At 37.3% G+C, this 17,278-nt stretch carries 12 protein-coding genes; 6 read left to right on the top strand and 6 right to left on the bottom strand.

Going from position 1 to position 17,278, the window contains the following annotated elements; all coding sequences use genetic code 11:
- Positions 1-432 precede the first annotated feature (432 nt).
- Complete coding sequence (locus tag HNQ69_RS08125) at positions 433-567, bottom strand: hypothetical protein (protein WP_281380850.1); 135 nt, start codon at positions 565-567, stop codon at positions 433-435.
- Positions 568-1,050: 483 nt separating this feature from the next.
- Positions 1,051-1,179 (bottom strand): hypothetical protein, encoded by a 129-nt coding sequence (locus HNQ69_RS08130; RefSeq protein WP_281380851.1) that lies wholly within the window; start codon positions 1,177-1,179, stop codon positions 1,051-1,053.
- An 847-nt stretch (positions 1,180-2,026) separates the two neighbouring features.
- Between HNQ69_RS08130 and HNQ69_RS01470 the strand changes: the two genes are divergently transcribed.
- From HNQ69_RS01470 to HNQ69_RS01485, 4 genes are all read left to right on the top strand, one after another.
- Positions 2,027-2,866 carry a DUF1460 domain-containing protein gene (locus HNQ69_RS01470; RefSeq protein ID WP_183228326.1) on the top strand — a complete coding sequence of 280 codons (840 nt, stop codon included), beginning with the start codon at positions 2,027-2,029 and terminating at the stop codon, positions 2,864-2,866.
- Between the two features lie 619 nt (positions 2,867-3,485).
- Positions 3,486-6,971, top strand: coding sequence for a carbamoyl-phosphate synthase large subunit (gene carB / locus HNQ69_RS01475; protein WP_183228327.1), 3,486 nt, complete (start codon positions 3,486-3,488; stop codon positions 6,969-6,971).
- Between the two features lie 265 nt (positions 6,972-7,236).
- Complete coding sequence (locus HNQ69_RS01480; RefSeq protein ID WP_183228328.1) at positions 7,237-7,446, top strand: cold-shock protein; 210 nt, start codon at positions 7,237-7,239, stop codon at positions 7,444-7,446.
- Positions 7,447-8,369: 923 nt separating this feature from the next.
- A complete protein-coding gene (locus HNQ69_RS01485) occupies positions 8,370-9,572 on the top strand; it encodes a pyridoxal phosphate-dependent aminotransferase (RefSeq protein WP_183228329.1) in 1,203 nt (400 codons plus the stop codon).
- An 837-nt stretch (positions 9,573-10,409) separates the two neighbouring features.
- On the opposite strand, the gene HNQ69_RS01490 is transcribed toward HNQ69_RS01485, so the two are convergent.
- Positions 10,410-11,315: a LysR substrate-binding domain-containing protein gene (locus HNQ69_RS01490; protein WP_183228330.1), complete on the bottom strand. Its 906-nt coding sequence runs from the start codon at positions 11,313-11,315 to the stop codon at positions 10,410-10,412.
- 27 nt (positions 11,316-11,342) lie between these two features.
- Positions 11,343-12,305 carry a thioredoxin-disulfide reductase gene (gene trxB / locus HNQ69_RS01495; RefSeq protein ID WP_183228331.1) on the bottom strand — a complete coding sequence of 321 codons (963 nt, stop codon included), beginning with the start codon at positions 12,303-12,305 and terminating at the stop codon, positions 11,343-11,345.
- 310 nt (positions 12,306-12,615) lie between these two features.
- Between trxB and HNQ69_RS01500 the strand changes: the two genes are divergently transcribed.
- Positions 12,616-14,010, top strand: a complete 1,395-nt coding sequence (locus tag HNQ69_RS01500) for a TrkH family potassium uptake protein (RefSeq protein WP_183228332.1) — start codon at positions 12,616-12,618, stop codon at positions 14,008-14,010.
- A 798-nt stretch (positions 14,011-14,808) separates the two neighbouring features.
- On the opposite strand, the gene HNQ69_RS01505 is transcribed toward HNQ69_RS01500, so the two are convergent.
- On the bottom strand, positions 14,809-15,867 hold the full coding sequence (locus tag HNQ69_RS01505) for a glycosyltransferase family 4 protein (RefSeq protein WP_183228333.1): 1,059 nt from the start codon (positions 15,865-15,867) through the stop codon (positions 14,809-14,811).
- Between the two features lie 6 nt (positions 15,868-15,873).
- Positions 15,874-16,347 (bottom strand): transcription elongation factor GreA, encoded by a 474-nt coding sequence (gene greA / locus HNQ69_RS01510; protein ID WP_183228334.1) that lies wholly within the window; start codon positions 16,345-16,347, stop codon positions 15,874-15,876.
- A 341-nt stretch (positions 16,348-16,688) separates the two neighbouring features.
- Between greA and HNQ69_RS01515 the strand changes: the two genes are divergently transcribed.
- Entirely contained in the window at positions 16,689-17,015 is a 327-nt protein-coding gene (locus tag HNQ69_RS01515) for an SH3 domain-containing protein (protein WP_183228335.1), read from the top strand.
- Positions 17,016-17,278 lie beyond the last annotated feature (263 nt).

A 17,278-nucleotide genomic window follows, 5' to 3' on the forward strand; every position in this document is an offset into this window, starting at 1 on the left:
CAAACTATATTTCCATGCTGCACACAAATAAGTTGTTTTTCAATATAAAAAATAATAATCCTGTCTCCATAAAACGACTTTGATACAACATAAAAAAGAGCGGAATCTGCTCAAGACTCATAAATACTATTTATTTTTTATATTGCCTTGAAGAATATACTTACCAGCCAGAATACCAAAAACTTAGTGTGCCCACAAGGCGAAAATATTGTCGTAACAACAAGCACATAAAAACCTCTCACAAAAGAAATACATAAAATAGAGCAAAATATTAAACTCAATGAAACAACACAGAGCATCGCTTTATGCAATTCTTTTTTAGATATTTGCACCCCCTGCCCTGAAGCTTTAACGCACGTAAGTACATAACAAGATATTCAAGTAGTACCCGCAAAAAACCAGATAGACCATCACTCTTATGTTGCAAATGTATTAACCAAGCATAGCAACAGAGGTAAACAAAACACCTACCACAGCAATACGCCAATTGCTCCATCGCTTAGAAAAATAAAGCAGAATGAAAGCGACCATAATAATCGGGACTATACGGAAAACACGATAAAACACTCCGAGAGATAATATGCTCTAATCATAGCTTTCTTTAGCAACGAATGCTCAAAGACATAACCATACAGTTTTCACAAACTCATAAAGAAAAAAGACGCCCTGTACCCAGAGAATTATTGGATATGGCCTCAGTTGCAAAAAAAGCACCTAAAGGATTTTCACACTTAATATCAAAAAGTGCACCGATTCCACACAGAAAAAGATTCTAGAAGAAGAAAACATGCAAAAATAAACAACAAAATAAAAGGACCACGTAAACCTAATTTCCCTAAAAAAACAATAAATGAACCTAAAATAAATCTCAATCCAAATGCAATTCCCAACAGAGCAAAATTGCCTGTACGCCTCCTATAATCAGCTATATCAGTCAAAGATACCAACAAGTTGAAAAACAAATACCCCTCATTTCTAACAAAAGACGCTCTATAAACAATATAGAAGAGTTTCACATTATAGCATCAGATGAAACTATCAAGAGTAAAGCTAATAAATAGAAAGAAGCAAAATAGGACCGCGACCATATCGATCAGAAAAATTGCCAATGACAGAAAAAATTGCACTGCTGCATAACCCACGGGCAATTTTCCTCCTTTCCACAGAAAAAACACACATATTTTTCCAGTTAACTGATAAAATATTCAGCCAAAACAGAACGAATGATTGCGATAGCAATAATATCCAACAATAAAATGATGAAAATTAAAATGAGCCCACGCTAAACAAATTTTGGATTAAGCGTGTGACCTTTCAGAGCAGACACAACCTCCCCAATGCTTTCTAGAGTTTTTCTATTTTCAATAGTTTTCTATAGCAATTTTTTTTCAATATAAAATGATAACGAAGCAGAAATCTGAGAAAAGATCAGAAAAAGTACTGTAAAACCCCATTTATTAGACAATATAATACAACTAACATACCAGCCTAGAAATTACTTTCTAGCTTTTAAAAATAAACCACAAACAAAGTTTCAATAAGTATGAAATACTTTCAATAGCTTTATAAACATGATTATGATGTTTTATGATCCGTATTTTTTCTTTCACTATAATGACTTCAAACAGTTCAGAAAAATTTTGGGTTTCAGTATCATTGTGCAATCATTGAAATCCTTTAAAATATAAGCCTTTAGCAAGGCTATCTCCATCCCCATATGAACATGCTAAAAGATCAAAGAATGCATCATTAAAATAGCCTACCATCTCAATAAAATTGATCAGATTTTAAATATAATGCAAGATTTTATAGACAAAATACAAACTTCTATCAAAGCCATAAAACTTTTTATTTCATCCACATAGCATATGCAATTTGTGTAATTTTAAAAACCATGAGCATATCGATTTATGCTATGATTTATTATATGCTACCATGAACTCAACGCCAATCTAATTCGCGAAGGAAAAGGCCGCCTTCAGAGATAACTAGATGATGAACTGTTAATTCCAAAATGGTGTGTAAAATGCGAAAAATATTCCAATTAATTTTAATTTCAACGCTAGCTACAGGATGTGATCTTCAAGATTCTGGTACGAAAAAGGATATTTCAGAGAACAAAATGGAGATAGAACAAACAGTTAGCTTAACCCTAGATCCATATACTTTAAATAAACTGAACGCTCTTCTTGAAAAACGCTCGAAAGCCCACCACCGTGAAAGAGGAGAAATAATTGACTTACTTTCTGAAGCTTTTTTAGGGACACCTTACCAGGCAAACATGTTACATGGCTCAGAAAAAATACCAGAAAAACTGATAATCAACTTTAGAGGTTTAGATTGCTTCACCTATCTGGACTATGTTGAAGCATTACGGAAATCAACATCGCAAACAGAATTCATAAACAACGTTGTCCGCACCCGTTACGTTGATGGTAATATTAGCTTTTTGAATCGGAAACATTTTTTTACCGATTGGGCTTATAGAGAATATAAACTCGCCGATGACATTACCGCCCAAATAAGCCCTCATGCAGTAAGCACTGAAAAATATCTCAATAAAAAAGCTGATGGTAGCAACTACCTTCCTGGCTTACCAGTTGTTAAACGCAATATAACGTATATTCCAAGCCATTTTATTAATGAAAAGGTTATAAGTCGTTTGCAAACTGGTGATTTCATCGGTATTTATACTAAATTGGCTGGATTAGATGTAACGCATGTAGGCTTCTTTATTATGACAGACCACGGCCCTATGTTACGGAATGCTTCCTCGCTAAAAAAGAATGAAAAAGTTGTAGACTCTCCTTTTATGGATTATGTCGCAAAAACACCAGGAATTATTGTTTTAAGAGCTCGTCAATAATTTATATGGGGGGATAGCATCCCCCCATATTATCAAATACGTATTAAAATTATTAAGCCAAATAGCCAAGTTCTTGCATTCTATACAGAATCCAATGCCTTTATTTAGAGTTTTAATAACAGAATAAAATAATTTTTGTTTCGCTTCGTCTATTGATACGATAGAACACTTCGTATCAATAATTATGACTTTAATTAATTTGTGATCAATCTCCCCCTAAGCTTTAATATTATTACAAAAAACTAAAGTACAAAGAATTACAATTTAAAAATTTATAATGACAAACCTAACACTCACGATCAACCAATCATATTTATCGCTTTGTATAATCTCCCTCTTTGTATTCTGCAAAATTTCACTTCCATAAATAATGGCTTATGTTTCATACTTACGAATTATCTTTCATATTCTGTCTTTTTCGTGCATTGTTGTTTTTTATTAAAGGGCACACTCTCACAGCTCCAAAGAAGATATTTATCTCCCATTCTATGAAAAAAAGCAGGGAAAAGGCATTTTATTGCTTACTTTCTTTGTCACTTAACCTATAAAACAACTTTAGCCTCAAAATTTAATTCTGTCTGCGACAACCGCGTACGGACGTTTGTTATAGGGAAAAACCATGCCAAAACGCACAGATATAAAATCCATTCTTATCATTGGAGCAGGACCTATTGTTATTAGCCAAGCATGTGAATTTGACTATTCAGGCACACAAGCTTGTAAGGCACTAAAAGAAGAAGGTTATCGAATTATTTTGGTTAACTCTAATCCTGCCACCATTATGACAGATCCAGATTTAGCTGATGCGACTTATATTGAGCCCATTACCCCTGAAATAGTTGCACAAATTATCGCTCATGAACATCCCGATGCCCTTTTGCCAACTATGGGAGGACAGACCGCCCTGAATACTGCTTTATCATTAAAGCGTATGGGCATTTTAGACCGCTATAACGTTGAAATGATAGGAGCAAATGCCGATGCGATTGATAAAGCTGAAGATCGTGCTTTATTTCGCAAAGCGATGGCAAAAATTGGTTTGGAAACACCACGTTCTATGTTAGCCAATGCAACAGAACTTAAAGAAGAAAATCGCCAAAAACACGCAAAAATGCGCGATGAACTTAAAGCGAAACTTTCCGGTGATGCTCTTGAGAAAGCATTAGAAGAGCTTGAACGTGACTGGCGACAAACCGAAGTGCATCGCAAGCAACATTATATTGCACATGCAACTGCAAAAGCAGTTCAAGCTCTTGATATTGTTGGTCTTCCAGCTATTATCCGTCCTTCATTCACCCTTGGTGGTACCGGCGGTGGAATCGCTTACAACCGCTCTGAATTTTATGAAATTATTGAACGTGGCCTTGAGGCCTCACCTACAACAGAAGTTTTAATTGAAGAAAGTGTTTTAGGGTGGAAAGAATATGAAATGGAAGTTATTCGCGATAAGAATGACAACTGTATTATTGTTTGTTCCATTGAAAACATTGATCCTATGGGTATCCATACCGGTGATTCTATCACCGTAGCGCCTGCCCTTACCTTAACGGATAAAGAATATCAATGTATGCGCAATGCTTCCATTGCTGTACTGCGTGAAATTGGTGTTGAAACCGGTGGATCCAATGTGCAATTTGCTGTTAATCCTGAGAACGGCCGCCTCATTGTTATTGAAATGAACCCGCGTGTTTCGCGCTCTTCAGCACTTGCCTCAAAAGCAACAGGTTTTCCAATTGCCAAGGTAGCGGCCAAACTCGCAGTTGGCTACACACTTGATGAATTAAAAAATGATATCACAGGTGGTGCAACACCAGCATCATTTGAACCTTCTATTGACTATATAGTTACCAAGATTCCTCGCTTTGCCTTCGAAAAATTTCCTGATTCCTCACCTGTTTTAACAACGGCGATGAAATCTGTAGGTGAAGTCATGGCAATTGGACGCACTTTTCAAGAATCGCTACAAAAAGCACTTCGTGGACTTGAAACAGGTCTTACCGGTCTTGATGAAATTGTCATCCCTGAACATGCTGAAGGTGATGAAAAGAGTTCAATACACTCCGCCATTGCAATACCAAGCCCAGATCGTCTGCGCTACATAGCCCAAGCAATGCGTACAGGTCTACCCTTAAATGAAATTCATCAAATTAGCAAAATTGATCCATGGTTTTTAGAACAAATAGCGTCCATTATTGAAATGGAGCAACGCATCCGCATCCATGGCTTGCCCCACGATCCAGACAATCTACGCATGTTAAAAGCTATGGGCTTTTCGGATGCGCGTTTAGCCACCCTTACAGGGCAAGAGCCCGATGATATTGCTGCTTTGCGTAAATCACTTAATGTTAAGCATGTTTTCAAACGAATCGACACTTGTGCAGCTGAATTTTTTTCACCTACAGCCTATATGTATTCGACATATGAAGTTCCTTTTGCAGGTACAGAACATTCGGAAGCACAAATTTCTAAACGCAAAAAAATTGCTATTTTAGGCGGGGGACCAAATCGGATCGGACAAGGCATTGAATTTGACTACTGTTGTTGCCACGCTGCTTTTGCGCTCCGTGATGCTGGCTTTGAAGCCATTATGATTAACTGCAATCCTGAAACCGTCTCGACCGATTATGATACCTCTGATCGTCTTTATTTTGAATCTTTAACAACAGAAGATGTACTCGCCATTTTAGAGACAGAACAGAAAAAAGGCGAATTGGTTGGAGTTATCGTCCAATTCGGTGGACAAACACCATTAAAGTTGGCAAGTGCACTAGAAAAACATAATATCCCCATCCTAGGCACTTCACCTGACGCTATTGATTTAGCAGAAGATAGAGATCGCTTTCAAAAATTGTTGTTCAAACTTAACTTAACACAGCCTCAAAATGGTGTTGCCCATTCTGTCGAACAAGCGCGTCTTATCGCCCATGAATTAGGCTTCCCATTGGTTGTACGCCCTTCTTATGTTTTAGGAGGACGTGCCATGCAAATTATTCGTGATGAACGCAGCTTGCAAAATTATTTGCTTGAGAGTGTCCCTGAATTAATTCCAGAAGATATTAAAGCCCATTATCCCAACGACAAAACGGGACAAATCAATATATTTCTTGGTAAAAATCCACTTTTATTTGATACCTATCTGACAGAAGCCATTGAAGTTGATGTTGATTGTCTATGCGATGGAGAAGAAACACTGGTTGTTGGTATTATGGAACATATTGAAGAAGCCGGTATCCACTCTGGGGATTCAGCATGTTCTTTACCAGTGCATACACTCTCACATAAAATCATCGCTGAACTAGAGCGTCAAACCAAAGCACTAGCACAAGCGCTTCATGTTCGTGGTTTGATGAATGTTCAATATGCCATAAAAGATGGTATGATTTATATCTTAGAGGTCAATCCCCGTGCTTCACGTACCGTTCCATTCGTCGCAAAAACGATTGGCCGCCCCATTGCCAAAATAGCTGCACGTATTATGGCAGGGGAAACGCTCTCAAAAGCTCTTCAAGCTTATGGTGGGCTTCCCTCTCCGCAACCAAAACAACATATCGCTGTTAAGGAAGCGGTTTTTCCTTTTGCACGCTTTTCAGGCGTTGATACACTTCTTGGTCCAGAAATGCGCTCAACCGGAGAAGTCATGGGACTTGATTATGAATTTGCTCTTGCTTTTGCTAAAGCTCAACTTGGAGCTGGCATTGATCTTCCAAAGGAAGGGACTTTGTTCGTTTCTGTGAGAGATGAAGATAAAAAAAGCATCTTAAACCCCGTAAAACTGTTAACTGATCTTGGCTTTTCTATTTTAGCAACAAGTGGAACACACAAATTTCTTACCGAACATAATGTTGAAGCAAAAAAAATTAACAAAGTACTAGAAGGACACCCTCATATCGAAGATGCTATTCGTAATCAACAAATTCAATTGATTTTCAATACAACAAGCACTCCCAGTGCTATTTCAGACTCCAAATCATTACGTCATGCAGCGCTTATGCAAAAAGTCCCCTATTATACAACAACCGCTGGAGCCGAAGCTGTCGCAGAAGCTATCAAAGCACTCAAAAACAGAAACCTTGAAGTGCGCTCACTGCAAAGTTATTTCACTTGAGTTTTTCACTATGGTACAAAATATATTCTCTTTATATTCTGTATTTTCTCTCAATCTTTTCTTTGTAAAAAAAGACCGATTAAGACTTGCTTTTTATCCTAAAAACTTTTATACAGACTCCATCGAATTTTCGGTTATGTGACTTTCTTTCCTGTGCGATTTGCACTTTCGACGAAACTTCTCCCACCTAATTTCGATCTAAAATTGTATTGAAGGCTTTATGGCTTCAGTACGCAATATCATTATATATTCTAAGGAGTTTCCTATGTCTACAGGAACAGTTAAGTGGTTTAATACAACAAAAGGTTTCGGATTTATTCAACCGAGTGATGGAAGTGCAGATGTATTCGTACATATTTCTGCTGTTGAGCGTTCTGGTTTAAATAATCTTAACGAAGGACAAAAAGTTTCTTATGAAGTTCTTCAAGATCGTCGTTCTGGGAAGTTCGCAGCTGATAATCTTGCAGTGCTTTGATTTTTAAATTCTTCTTTATTTCAATGAAAAATTCTCGCCTTTACAGGCGAGTTTTTTTATTCTTTGTAAAAGTATAATTGATCTTTATAAAAAAAAATACTGATGCTCTGCTTTACACAATGATCCAAGATACTCCTGTCTTTCTCCTTAAATCTTTCATAATTGCTGCAAACTGTTTTTTTCCTGTAAAATTTCAAAAAACAACAATACAGATTCCCTATTTTAAACGAAAATTCCCAAGCTCTACGCACCTAGCGTCTTAGGCCAAAAGAGGATTACAGCATAATTTAGACCTTCCATAAAAAAGAAACTTTTTATTGAATTGCAAAAAAATACATATAAATTATCGATTTTGTCGAAGAGTCGTTGAATAAGATATCGTTTTTGTAAATATATTCATCATAGTTATACGATGTTTTTCTGTTTAAGTGAACAAATGGCGGGAATGAGTACGAAGAAGCACCACCAACCATCATAAATCTACACTCATCGTCCTTGGTAAATTATTTTAAAAAACCTTTAATGATCTCTTTCTTACCTCACATCAAAACGCATAATATTTACGGATGCTATGCCACTTGCCTTTGGAAAGAAGGAAATTCCTCTATTGAGATTCTGTTTTTTAAAATGAATTGCGCTTAACAAAACGACGAGAAAAATCTCCAGTCTTCGCGTGAAGATTCGAAACTTTTCTCAAAAGACCATAAATCCTTTCTTTATTCTTGATGTAAAACTTCTCTATGGTAACACTCCTGTTTTTTATAAACGCAACTTTACGACCTATTTTCCCTTATCTCAAATCTTACTTAAAGACACAGAATTTAAGAATTTTCCTGTAATTTTTTATTGCATACAACGCAATCTTTTATAGAATAGCCTCACATCAACAATCTTTTACTTATAATTATATAAGGACTGAAATTATGGCTTTTATCGCCGACAGGCTTTCCTATATAAAACCTTCTGCAACAATTGCTATCTCCCAAAAAGCACGTAATTTGAAAGCGTTAGGTCGTGATATTATTGCTTTAAGCGCAGGAGAACCAGATTTTGATACACCAGACAACATCAAAAATGCTGCCATTGAAGCCATTCGACGTGGTGAAACAAAATACACCCCCATATCGGGTATTCCAGAATTGCGCCAAGCAATTGCAGAAAAATTTAAAAGAGAAAACAATCTCACTTATACACCAGAACAAATTATTGTTGGCACCGGTGGCAAACAAATCCTTTTTAATGCATTGATGGCAACTTTAAATAAAGGGGATGAAGTCATTATTCCATCCCCTTATTGGGTTAGTTATCCAGAAATGGTTACTCTGAATGATGGTATACCTGTTTTTGCAGAAACAAAAGCCGAGTTTTCTTATAAACTTCAACCACAAGAGCTAGAAGCTGCCATTACCCCAAAAACCAAGTGGTTCATCTTTAACTCCCCTTCAAATCCATCAGGTGCGGCTTATACACATGACGAATTAAAAAAGCTAACAGATGTTTTATTAGAACATCCTCATGTCTATATCCTCAGCGATGATATTTATGAACATCTCACATATGAAAGTTTTACCTTTGTCACTCCAGCTCAGATAGAACCAAAGCTTTACGATCGTACACTTACAATGAATGGTGTTTCTAAGGCCTATGCTATGACGGGTTGGCGAATCGGTTATGCGGGTGGTCCACAAAAATTAATTAAAGCCATGGATATTATTCAAGGTCAGCAAACATCGGGTACAAGTTCTATCTCGCAATGGGCAGCCGTCGAAGCACTCAGTGGTCCGCAAGATTTTATCACTCAAAATAAAAATGTTTTCCAAGCACGCCGTGATCTTGTCGTTTCTATGCTCAACCAGACTCCCGGCCTTAACTGTCCAACACCAGAAGGCGCTTTTTATGTTTATCCTTCCTGTGCAGAACTCATTGGGAAGAAAACACCCGAAGGTAAAGTGATTGCCCATGATGAAGATTTTGTAATAGCGCTTCTCGAAGCAGAATCGGTTGCTGTTGTTCATGGATCTGCTTTTGGACTTGGACCAGCTTTTCGTATTTCTTATGCAACATCAGAAAGGTTGCTTGAAGAAGCTTGTTTACGTATCCAGCGCTTTTGTAATAGTCTGCTTTAAATGCTGAAGTATCTTCTATTGCTATAGTTTTGCTGCCGAACATTCGTCTATCTGAAAACTTTCGACCATTGGGTTATGGCACAAACAAACGAATCCTATAGAAAGTACGTATAAATGAAACTACATGAAGATATATATTGCAAAAAAGATTGAAAAATTTTTAAGTATCCCCAAAATAAACCACACGTGATTTCAACAATGATATCCGCATAGAGTACATTTCTACGTTCCCCCATATGAGAAATGAAGAGTATCGGCTATTTTAGCTCTATTATCAGAAATAAATCTTTTAGCTTTAGTGAGCGCTTATTAAGAGACAAGCGTATGGGCTCTCTCGCCATACTCAATGGCTCTCCATCCAAAACGCTTCTACATAATCATAAAAATTACATTTTTTCATTCAATTTGTGGCATTAAAGAAGATTTAATATTATATTAAATACCATTCCTTTCAATCAAACTTTTTCTATTCGGGAAGGGTCATTATACGCAAATATTTCCCAATGCTCTTCATTACACCTTGATGTACCTAAAAATTATTGGAAATCTATAAAACAAAACTTTTTAAATTCTTTCCCTATCATCTTCTAAAGGACCTTCATTTTTATATACCATCCTACACGTTTAAAAAAAAGCCGGACAAATGCCCGGCAAATCTGGTAAATCTCCAGAGATAAAATCAATCTGACAGATTTCCGTAAGGGAACCCTCAAGAAAATGCAATGGGAGGCAACATAATCAAGAGGTAGCATAGTATGTCATTTTATCAGAAAAAGTGCAATAAAGACTTAAGCGTATCAGCTATGCAATAAACACATAGCTTTAAATACCACATCGTTAAAAGGACCACTGACGGGCTTTTAAAAAAATATAATCTCGAAAAGCTCTCAGCTTTGCTAAGTTCTTTAAAGCGTAAGGATAACAAAAAAAAGTATCAAAGGAAGGAATATCGACCATATCAGGAAAGAGACGCACGAGTTTCTGATCATTATTCACGATATAATCAGGAAGAACAGCGATACCAAGATCACGCATAATTGCATTCTTGATTGAAATAATATTATTGATTCGTAAAACTGAAAGACGCAAAGATCCATCACTTCTGCCAGCCTTTTCCAACCAATTTAAACTAGACAAATAAGGCGGAACAGGTTCACCGAACGAAATAATACGGTGTGACTCTAACTCAGATAATGTTTCTGGTTTTCCATACTTTGCAACATAGTTTTCTGAAGCATAAACATGCATATGAATTGTAAAGAGTTTTCTTTGTATAAGGTCAGGCTGTTGGGGCTGCTGCAAACGAACAGCACAATCTGCTTGGCGCATTGTTAAATCAAGTTCTTTATCATCAAACAAGAGCTGGATACATATATCCGGATAAAGACTAAGAAATTCGGGCATACGCTCCACAAGCCATCCTGCTCCTACTCCAAAAGTCGATGTAACCCGCAAATTTCCTGTTGGCTTTTCACAGCTTTCACTTAATTGCGAACGTGCACTCTCAAGTTTCATCAAAACATCATGGGTTGTACGATAAAGAATTTCACCCTGCTCCGTTAAAATTAATCCACGAGCATGACGCTGAAACAAGGACACACCAACATCCTGCTCTAAAACTGAAACCTGTCGTGAAACAGCTGACTGAGATAAATGAAGCTTTTGAGCTGCATGTGTAAAAGAACCTGCTTCTGCCACAGCATGAAAAACCCTTAACTTATCCCAATCTAACGGTGACGTCACAATTTTACCTTTAATTTTTCTACTTTTTCAATAAATTTTTGCTTGTAGAGCTAAAAAACGTTCTGCTTCTAAGGCCGCCATACATCCATTTCCTGCTGCTGTTATAGCTTGGCGGAATTTTTCATCTGTTACATCGCCTGCAGCAAAAACACCAGCAATGCTTGTTGCCGTTGAATCTGGCACTGTCCATAAATAACCACCTTGTTTTTGTTTTAATTGTCCTTCAAACAAAGAAACAGCGGGGTCGTGCCCAATGGCAATAAATATTCCCTCCGCATTCACCTTAACTGCTTGGCCGGTTTTAACATTTTTAAGACATGCACCTGTTACCACAGCTCCCCTAGAATCCTGCGCTGGCAAACCAACAATTTCTTCTACCACATGATCCCAAAGAACCCGTACATTATCGCAAGCAAGTAACCTATCTTGCAAAATTTTCTCCGCCCGAAAATAATCGCGTCGATGAACCACGTTTACACTCTTAGCCAAATGCGATAAATAAAGCGCTTCTTCAACAGCTGTATTTCCACCTCCCACAACAATGACATCCTTATCACGATAAAAAAAGCCATCGCATGTAGCGCAAGCAGAAACCCCCCCTCCCATAAAAGTCTTTTCACTTTCCAAACCAAGCCAGCGCGCCTGCGCTCCCGTTGCAATAATCAGAGCATCACAACAATATTGCGCTCCAGAATCTCCATATAAGACAAAAGGATACTTCAATAAATCAGCCTTTGTAATATTATCATAGACAATTTTTGTACCCATATTTTCGGCTTGTTTCGCCATTTGTTGCATCAACCATGGCCCTTGAATTGGATCCGCAAAACCTGGATAATTTTCAACATCAGTTGTAATCATCAATTGCCCGCCCTGCTGCACACCAGTAACCAAAACCGGCTTAAGCATTGCTCTTGCCGCATAAATCGCTGCTGTATAACCAGCTGGGCCCGAGCCAATAATAAGCAAGCGAATATGCGATTGCACCATAAAGTCCCCTTCATTTTCTCTTACTTAATTATTCTATAAAATATCACTGAATACAGCTTTAAAAAACATTTTTCAACAGCCTAAATTATGGTGTATATGTATCTCTTTTCAAATTTGGTGAAATGGTCCTATTGTCACTTCATCAAGGCCTAGTTAATATATAAAAATTAATCTCTATATTAGAAAGAGAAAAACGTAACTTTATTATGGACGCAAAACTATAAAAAAGTAAATATAACGATAGGGAACGGTCATTTTTCAGTTTATTATCAATGTTTGTGCGCGTTTCACGTTAATTATGGGAGGAGCAATGCTTCTACCGATTTTTGTTGATTTGCACGACAGCAACCATAATTGGATAAGCTTTCTCTACTCTTATGTCATCACCACCATGTTAGCAACGCTGCTTCTTTTAGCTACCAAGGGTGCTAGCTGTCGTTTTTCAGCACGGCTTGGCTTTATGCTCACTGTCTGTCTTTGGCTAACAGGAAGCATAGTAGGTGCCTTACCTCTTTATCTTTCCCCTCTTCCAATTTCTCTAGCAGGAGCAATCTTCGAATCCGTCTCAGGTATTACAACGACAGGCTCTACAGTACTTACTGGTCTTGATAACTTATCACGCAGCATTTTGTTATGGCGTTCCATCATATGCTGGATTGGAGGGATTGGTTTTATTGGTTTAGCCCTTTTGCTTTTACCTTCACTACGTGTTGGTGGAGTGCAACTTTTTCATATGGAATCATCAGATAAATCTGAAAAAGTATTACCCCGTATCAACCAAATTGCCAACGGAATTATCATAGCGTATGTTGGACTAACACTGGCTTGTATGCTTTCCTATTTTGCTTCAGGGATGAACTTATTTGATGCCATCAACCACGCAATGAGTACGGTAGCAACAGCTGGTTTCTCAACGCATGACTCCTCTTTTGGCTATTTTTCTGATAAACCAGCCGTCTTAATCATTTCAACAATCTTTATGTTACTCTCGGCACTCCCCTTCGTACTTTATGTTAAATTAGTGCTTCCTGGTCGCTCCAAACGCTTCATTGACCCACAAGTAATTGTTTTTTTCTATATTGTGTTCCTTTTGAGCTTTGCTTTAGCAACGTGGCTAAGATTTCATGATCATCGTGCTTTTCACTTGATTTTTCTTGATGCTATTTTTCACCTTACTTCTATCATCAGTACAACTGGTTATAGTGCAGAAGATTATCAATTGTGGGGACCTTTTGCACTTGGCATTTTTTTCATTATTTCTTTTACAGGCGGATGTGCTGGTTCTACCTCTGGTGGAATGAAAATCAATCGCTTAATTATCCTTTGGCGTATTACACAAACAAATATAGAAAAACTTCTTTTCCCTAATGTCGTTGTAAAAGCACGCTACGACCATTTGAACATCTCGAGCGATACTGCTAAAGCAGTTTTATTTTTTGTCTGTCTTTATATGTTCTGTCTTCTCATTGGCACTGCGTTTTTGCTAACAACCGGTCTTGACTTCACTTCTGCCTTCACCGGCGTCTTAACCGCTCTTTCCAATATTGGTCCAGGTTTTGGAAATATTATTGGTCCCGCTGGAAATTTCTCTACAATTAATGATAATGCTTTATGGATTTTGAGTTTTCTTATGCTGGCTGGGCGTCTTGAAATTATAACCATATTCGTACTTTTTATCCCCGCTTTTTGGCGTGAAAAGTTTTAATGCACAGCATTTAATTTTATATAATGAGAAAAATTTACGAGATACACGATATACATTAAAAATCTAGCTTTCATTCAATTTATGGAAAAGTTTTTAAAAAGTTTCAAACAAGTGACTACATCAGAAGATTAAATGACTACATCAGAAGATTAAAGCTGTCCTTAAAAGGAAAAGCTCCCTAACCTTCATAAGCTTTTTTGTGCACAGAGCGCCTGAAATAGATGCAAAACATCAAGAAAACTATCAAATATCATTCAAAGAAACTTTAGAGATCAGACAAGATCTTATTACACTCTAATTTATGAGCCTTCCTAACCAAAATTGAAAAATTCACAACTACTTCCACCACTAGAAAAACATGAACAACTTCACCAACCCAGTCTCAGAAACAGAACACCACGCTATAACTCTTTAAACAAAGAAAGTCTTTTATTTTTTTCTATATGACTGGTATCATAAAGTAACAACACCCCCCCCCCAGAAAACCAAGTTTCATCTGAAATCCTTGGAATTGAAAAAGTCAAAGCATTATTTTGGGTCTCCTCATTGATAACTGAACTAAAAAATAACCACCTTATGCTCCAAACTTTATCATAATCCTCATATGACTCTAAAAAGTATAAACTAGCAGTTTTTTATGAAAAAATTTGAGAACTCATCATTTTTCATATCAAACATATGCTTAATTTTATGAAATAACATTTGTATTATTGATCTGCTTACTTGATTATTATGGTGGACCTTTAAAAAGAAAGCATCTATCCCCTAATTCACTTCTCAGAAAGACTTCTGATGAATTTAAAGTGTTTTTACCGCAAACATTTCTTCATAAACGCTTCTAATTGCTGCCGCCTCCTTTTCCAGAGGAAAGTGCGTACGAACATGAGCTAAAGCTTTTTCTCCTGCCGCTATTGTTTTTTCTAAATCAGCAAAATAAGGTTCAATTGCTGCCGTTAAAGCCGGACCATCTCCTGCTTTGACAACTGTTCCTGTTCCCTCCACCACCAATTCTGTATAAACTCCTGCATTACTTGCCACAACAGCTGTCTGTGATGCCATTGCCTCCAATGGCGTTAAACCGAAACCTTCTGTACGAGAAGGGGCTATATAAAGCGACAGACGACGATACCACAGAGGCGTATTCAACAACTCACCAAGAAAAATAATACGCTCTTTCAAACCTGCTTCAGCAATCTTTTGACGCAATTTTTTTTCAAAATTATAATGTTGTGCTGTAGTGCGACCAGCAATAAGCGCTGTCCACTCAGGATAGCGGGGCAATAATGTTATCATTGCATCCACAAACAAATCAGTGCCCTTTGAGTAACGCACACGTCCAAAACACCCTACCGCATATTTTCCAGGAAGCCCAGCTACTGGAAAGAAATCATCAACAGTTTTCGGCGGCGAAAAACGCCGAACATCCACCCCATGCATAATAACCTGATGAGGAACCTCTAAATAAGAGCCTGTACGTACACTGGTAGCAATAACCTTATCCATACGGCGAATCAACCACTTGGTCAAAGACTTATGATGACGTCGGGATGCTGATGTAAAGATGAGTTTAAGCTTCATTCGCAACACATCGCGCAAAAAGACCCCGCATAGCATCTCAATATTGCGCCGTGCATGCCAAATACGAAACGGTTTACCCATCGGGCTTTTCCACAGCCCGAACAGGTTGTTAAAAGTAATAAATGGCAATTTTTTTGGCAACCCAAACCCAAAAGTGGATATACGTACACCCTGTTCTCGCTGTAATGGAATAAGCTGAACAATCGTAGATGTTACTCCCGATAAGCGTTTTTTAAAGTGAGGAGCAATAATCTCTGTTTCTTCCAAAGACACACGCATAATAATTTAAATGTACTGAACCTCTATAATTTCATAATTATGCGCTCCCCCCGGTGCATTAACTTCAATGACATCACCTTCTTGTTTACCAATGAGTGCCCGTGCAATAGGTGAGGAAATAGAAATTTTACCAATCTTTACATCGGCTTCTTGATCACCAACGATCTGATAAACCTTTTTCTCTTCAGTATCCTCATCTAAAAGTTTGATAGTTGCTCCAAATTTGATTTTGTCGCCTGAAAGACGCGAAACATTAATAACTTCTGCCCGAGCAATATAGTCTTCAAGCTCATTGATACGCCCCTCATTATGACTTTGCGCCTCTTTAGCAGCATGATATTCAGCATTTTCTGACAGATCACCATGCGCACGCGCCTCAGAAATTGCTTCGATAATCCGCGGACGCTCCTGTTGTTGACGCCAACGTAACTCTTCTTTAAGACTTTCAAAACCAGCTGTAGTCATCGGAACTTTTTTCATAATCCGTCCCTTTCTGTTACACGGAAGGTTTAATAAAAACGCAAAAAAAGGCTTCCAAAATTATTTTTGGAATCCGAAAATCACAATCTCTTTTATTATATAGTACAGTATCCCTGTTTTCCATATAAAAATAAAAAAGGGGACAAACTATTCACCAATTATGTTTAAACTATCTCTTAGTTTTAACATTTAAAAGTGTCAAACTTTACTCTCACCCTGAGAACCCTTAAGAAGGAGTAATTGTATTTTTTTTTATTTTATCATAACTTAGAGATGAGATAGAAATCTTGATATAATAGAGAGAAGGGAGGAAAACCTCTAAGGAGATCCTCTGCAGAAAAATGAAAAAATTAATAGCTTTTTTTGTGTTTTGTCCTCTCTTTTTAACCACAACTGTATCCGAAGCTGCAGAAGCATTTGTTACAAGGAATCTTAACGTTAGGACAGGACCAAGCACGCAATACGTACTTCATGGCTTAATCCCCGCAGGAGAGTTGATATTTGTCCAAACCTGTAAAGGGAACTGGTGTCGCATCCGATATAACACCCAAACAGGTTGGGTATCATCTCGTTATCTCTCATTTAAAGATGGGAATGATCTTTATCATACATACACACTCACAATGTTTTCAGTAACAAATCATAGTACCTATGGTCATTCTCCATAAGAGCACCATAGCTGCTATGATGAATATTAGAACCAATGCCCTATTATAGAGTATCAACATAGTGCAAATAAACCGGTGTGCATGGACAACCACCAATATTATCGCATACAACACATCTAAAGAAATGCCTCAAAAGCTCGTTTTATATCCAAAACATATAAAATGTTCTATGGAATATTCAATCAACCAAAAACGAAACTTCTAAGTGACCTTTTACTGTTATCGCAATTAAGTTGTAAAACTTGGATTTCGTTCAAAACTAC

The organism is Bartonella callosciuri (assembly GCF_014203215.1).
Lineage (GTDB): Bacteria > Pseudomonadota > Alphaproteobacteria > Rhizobiales > Rhizobiaceae > Bartonella > Bartonella callosciuri.

Coding starts and splice junctions, on each gene's coding strand:
- carB (WP_183228327.1), top strand. CDS start 3,486: ATGCCAAAACGCACAGATATAAAATCCATTCTTATCATTGGAGCAGGA.
- HNQ69_RS01505 (WP_183228333.1), bottom strand. CDS start 15,867: ATGCGTGTGTCTTTGGAAGAAACAGAGATTATTGCTCCTCACTTTAAA.
- HNQ69_RS01485 (WP_183228329.1), top strand. CDS start 8,370: ATGGCTTTTATCGCCGACAGGCTTTCCTATATAAAACCTTCTGCAACA.
- HNQ69_RS01470 (WP_183228326.1), top strand. CDS start 2,027: ATGCGAAAAATATTCCAATTAATTTTAATTTCAACGCTAGCTACAGGA.
- HNQ69_RS01500 (WP_183228332.1), top strand. CDS start 12,616: ATGCTTCTACCGATTTTTGTTGATTTGCACGACAGCAACCATAATTGG.
- greA (WP_183228334.1), bottom strand. CDS start 16,347: ATGAAAAAAGTTCCGATGACTACAGCTGGTTTTGAAAGTCTTAAAGAA.
- trxB (WP_183228331.1), bottom strand. CDS start 12,305: ATGGTGCAATCGCATATTCGCTTGCTTATTATTGGCTCGGGCCCAGCT.
- HNQ69_RS08130 (WP_281380851.1), bottom strand. CDS start 1,179: ATGTGTGTTTTTTCTGTGGAAAGGAGGAAAATTGCCCGTGGGTTATGC.
- HNQ69_RS01515 (WP_183228335.1), top strand. CDS start 16,689: ATGAAAAAATTAATAGCTTTTTTTGTGTTTTGTCCTCTCTTTTTAACC.
- HNQ69_RS01480 (WP_183228328.1), top strand. CDS start 7,237: ATGTCTACAGGAACAGTTAAGTGGTTTAATACAACAAAAGGTTTCGGA.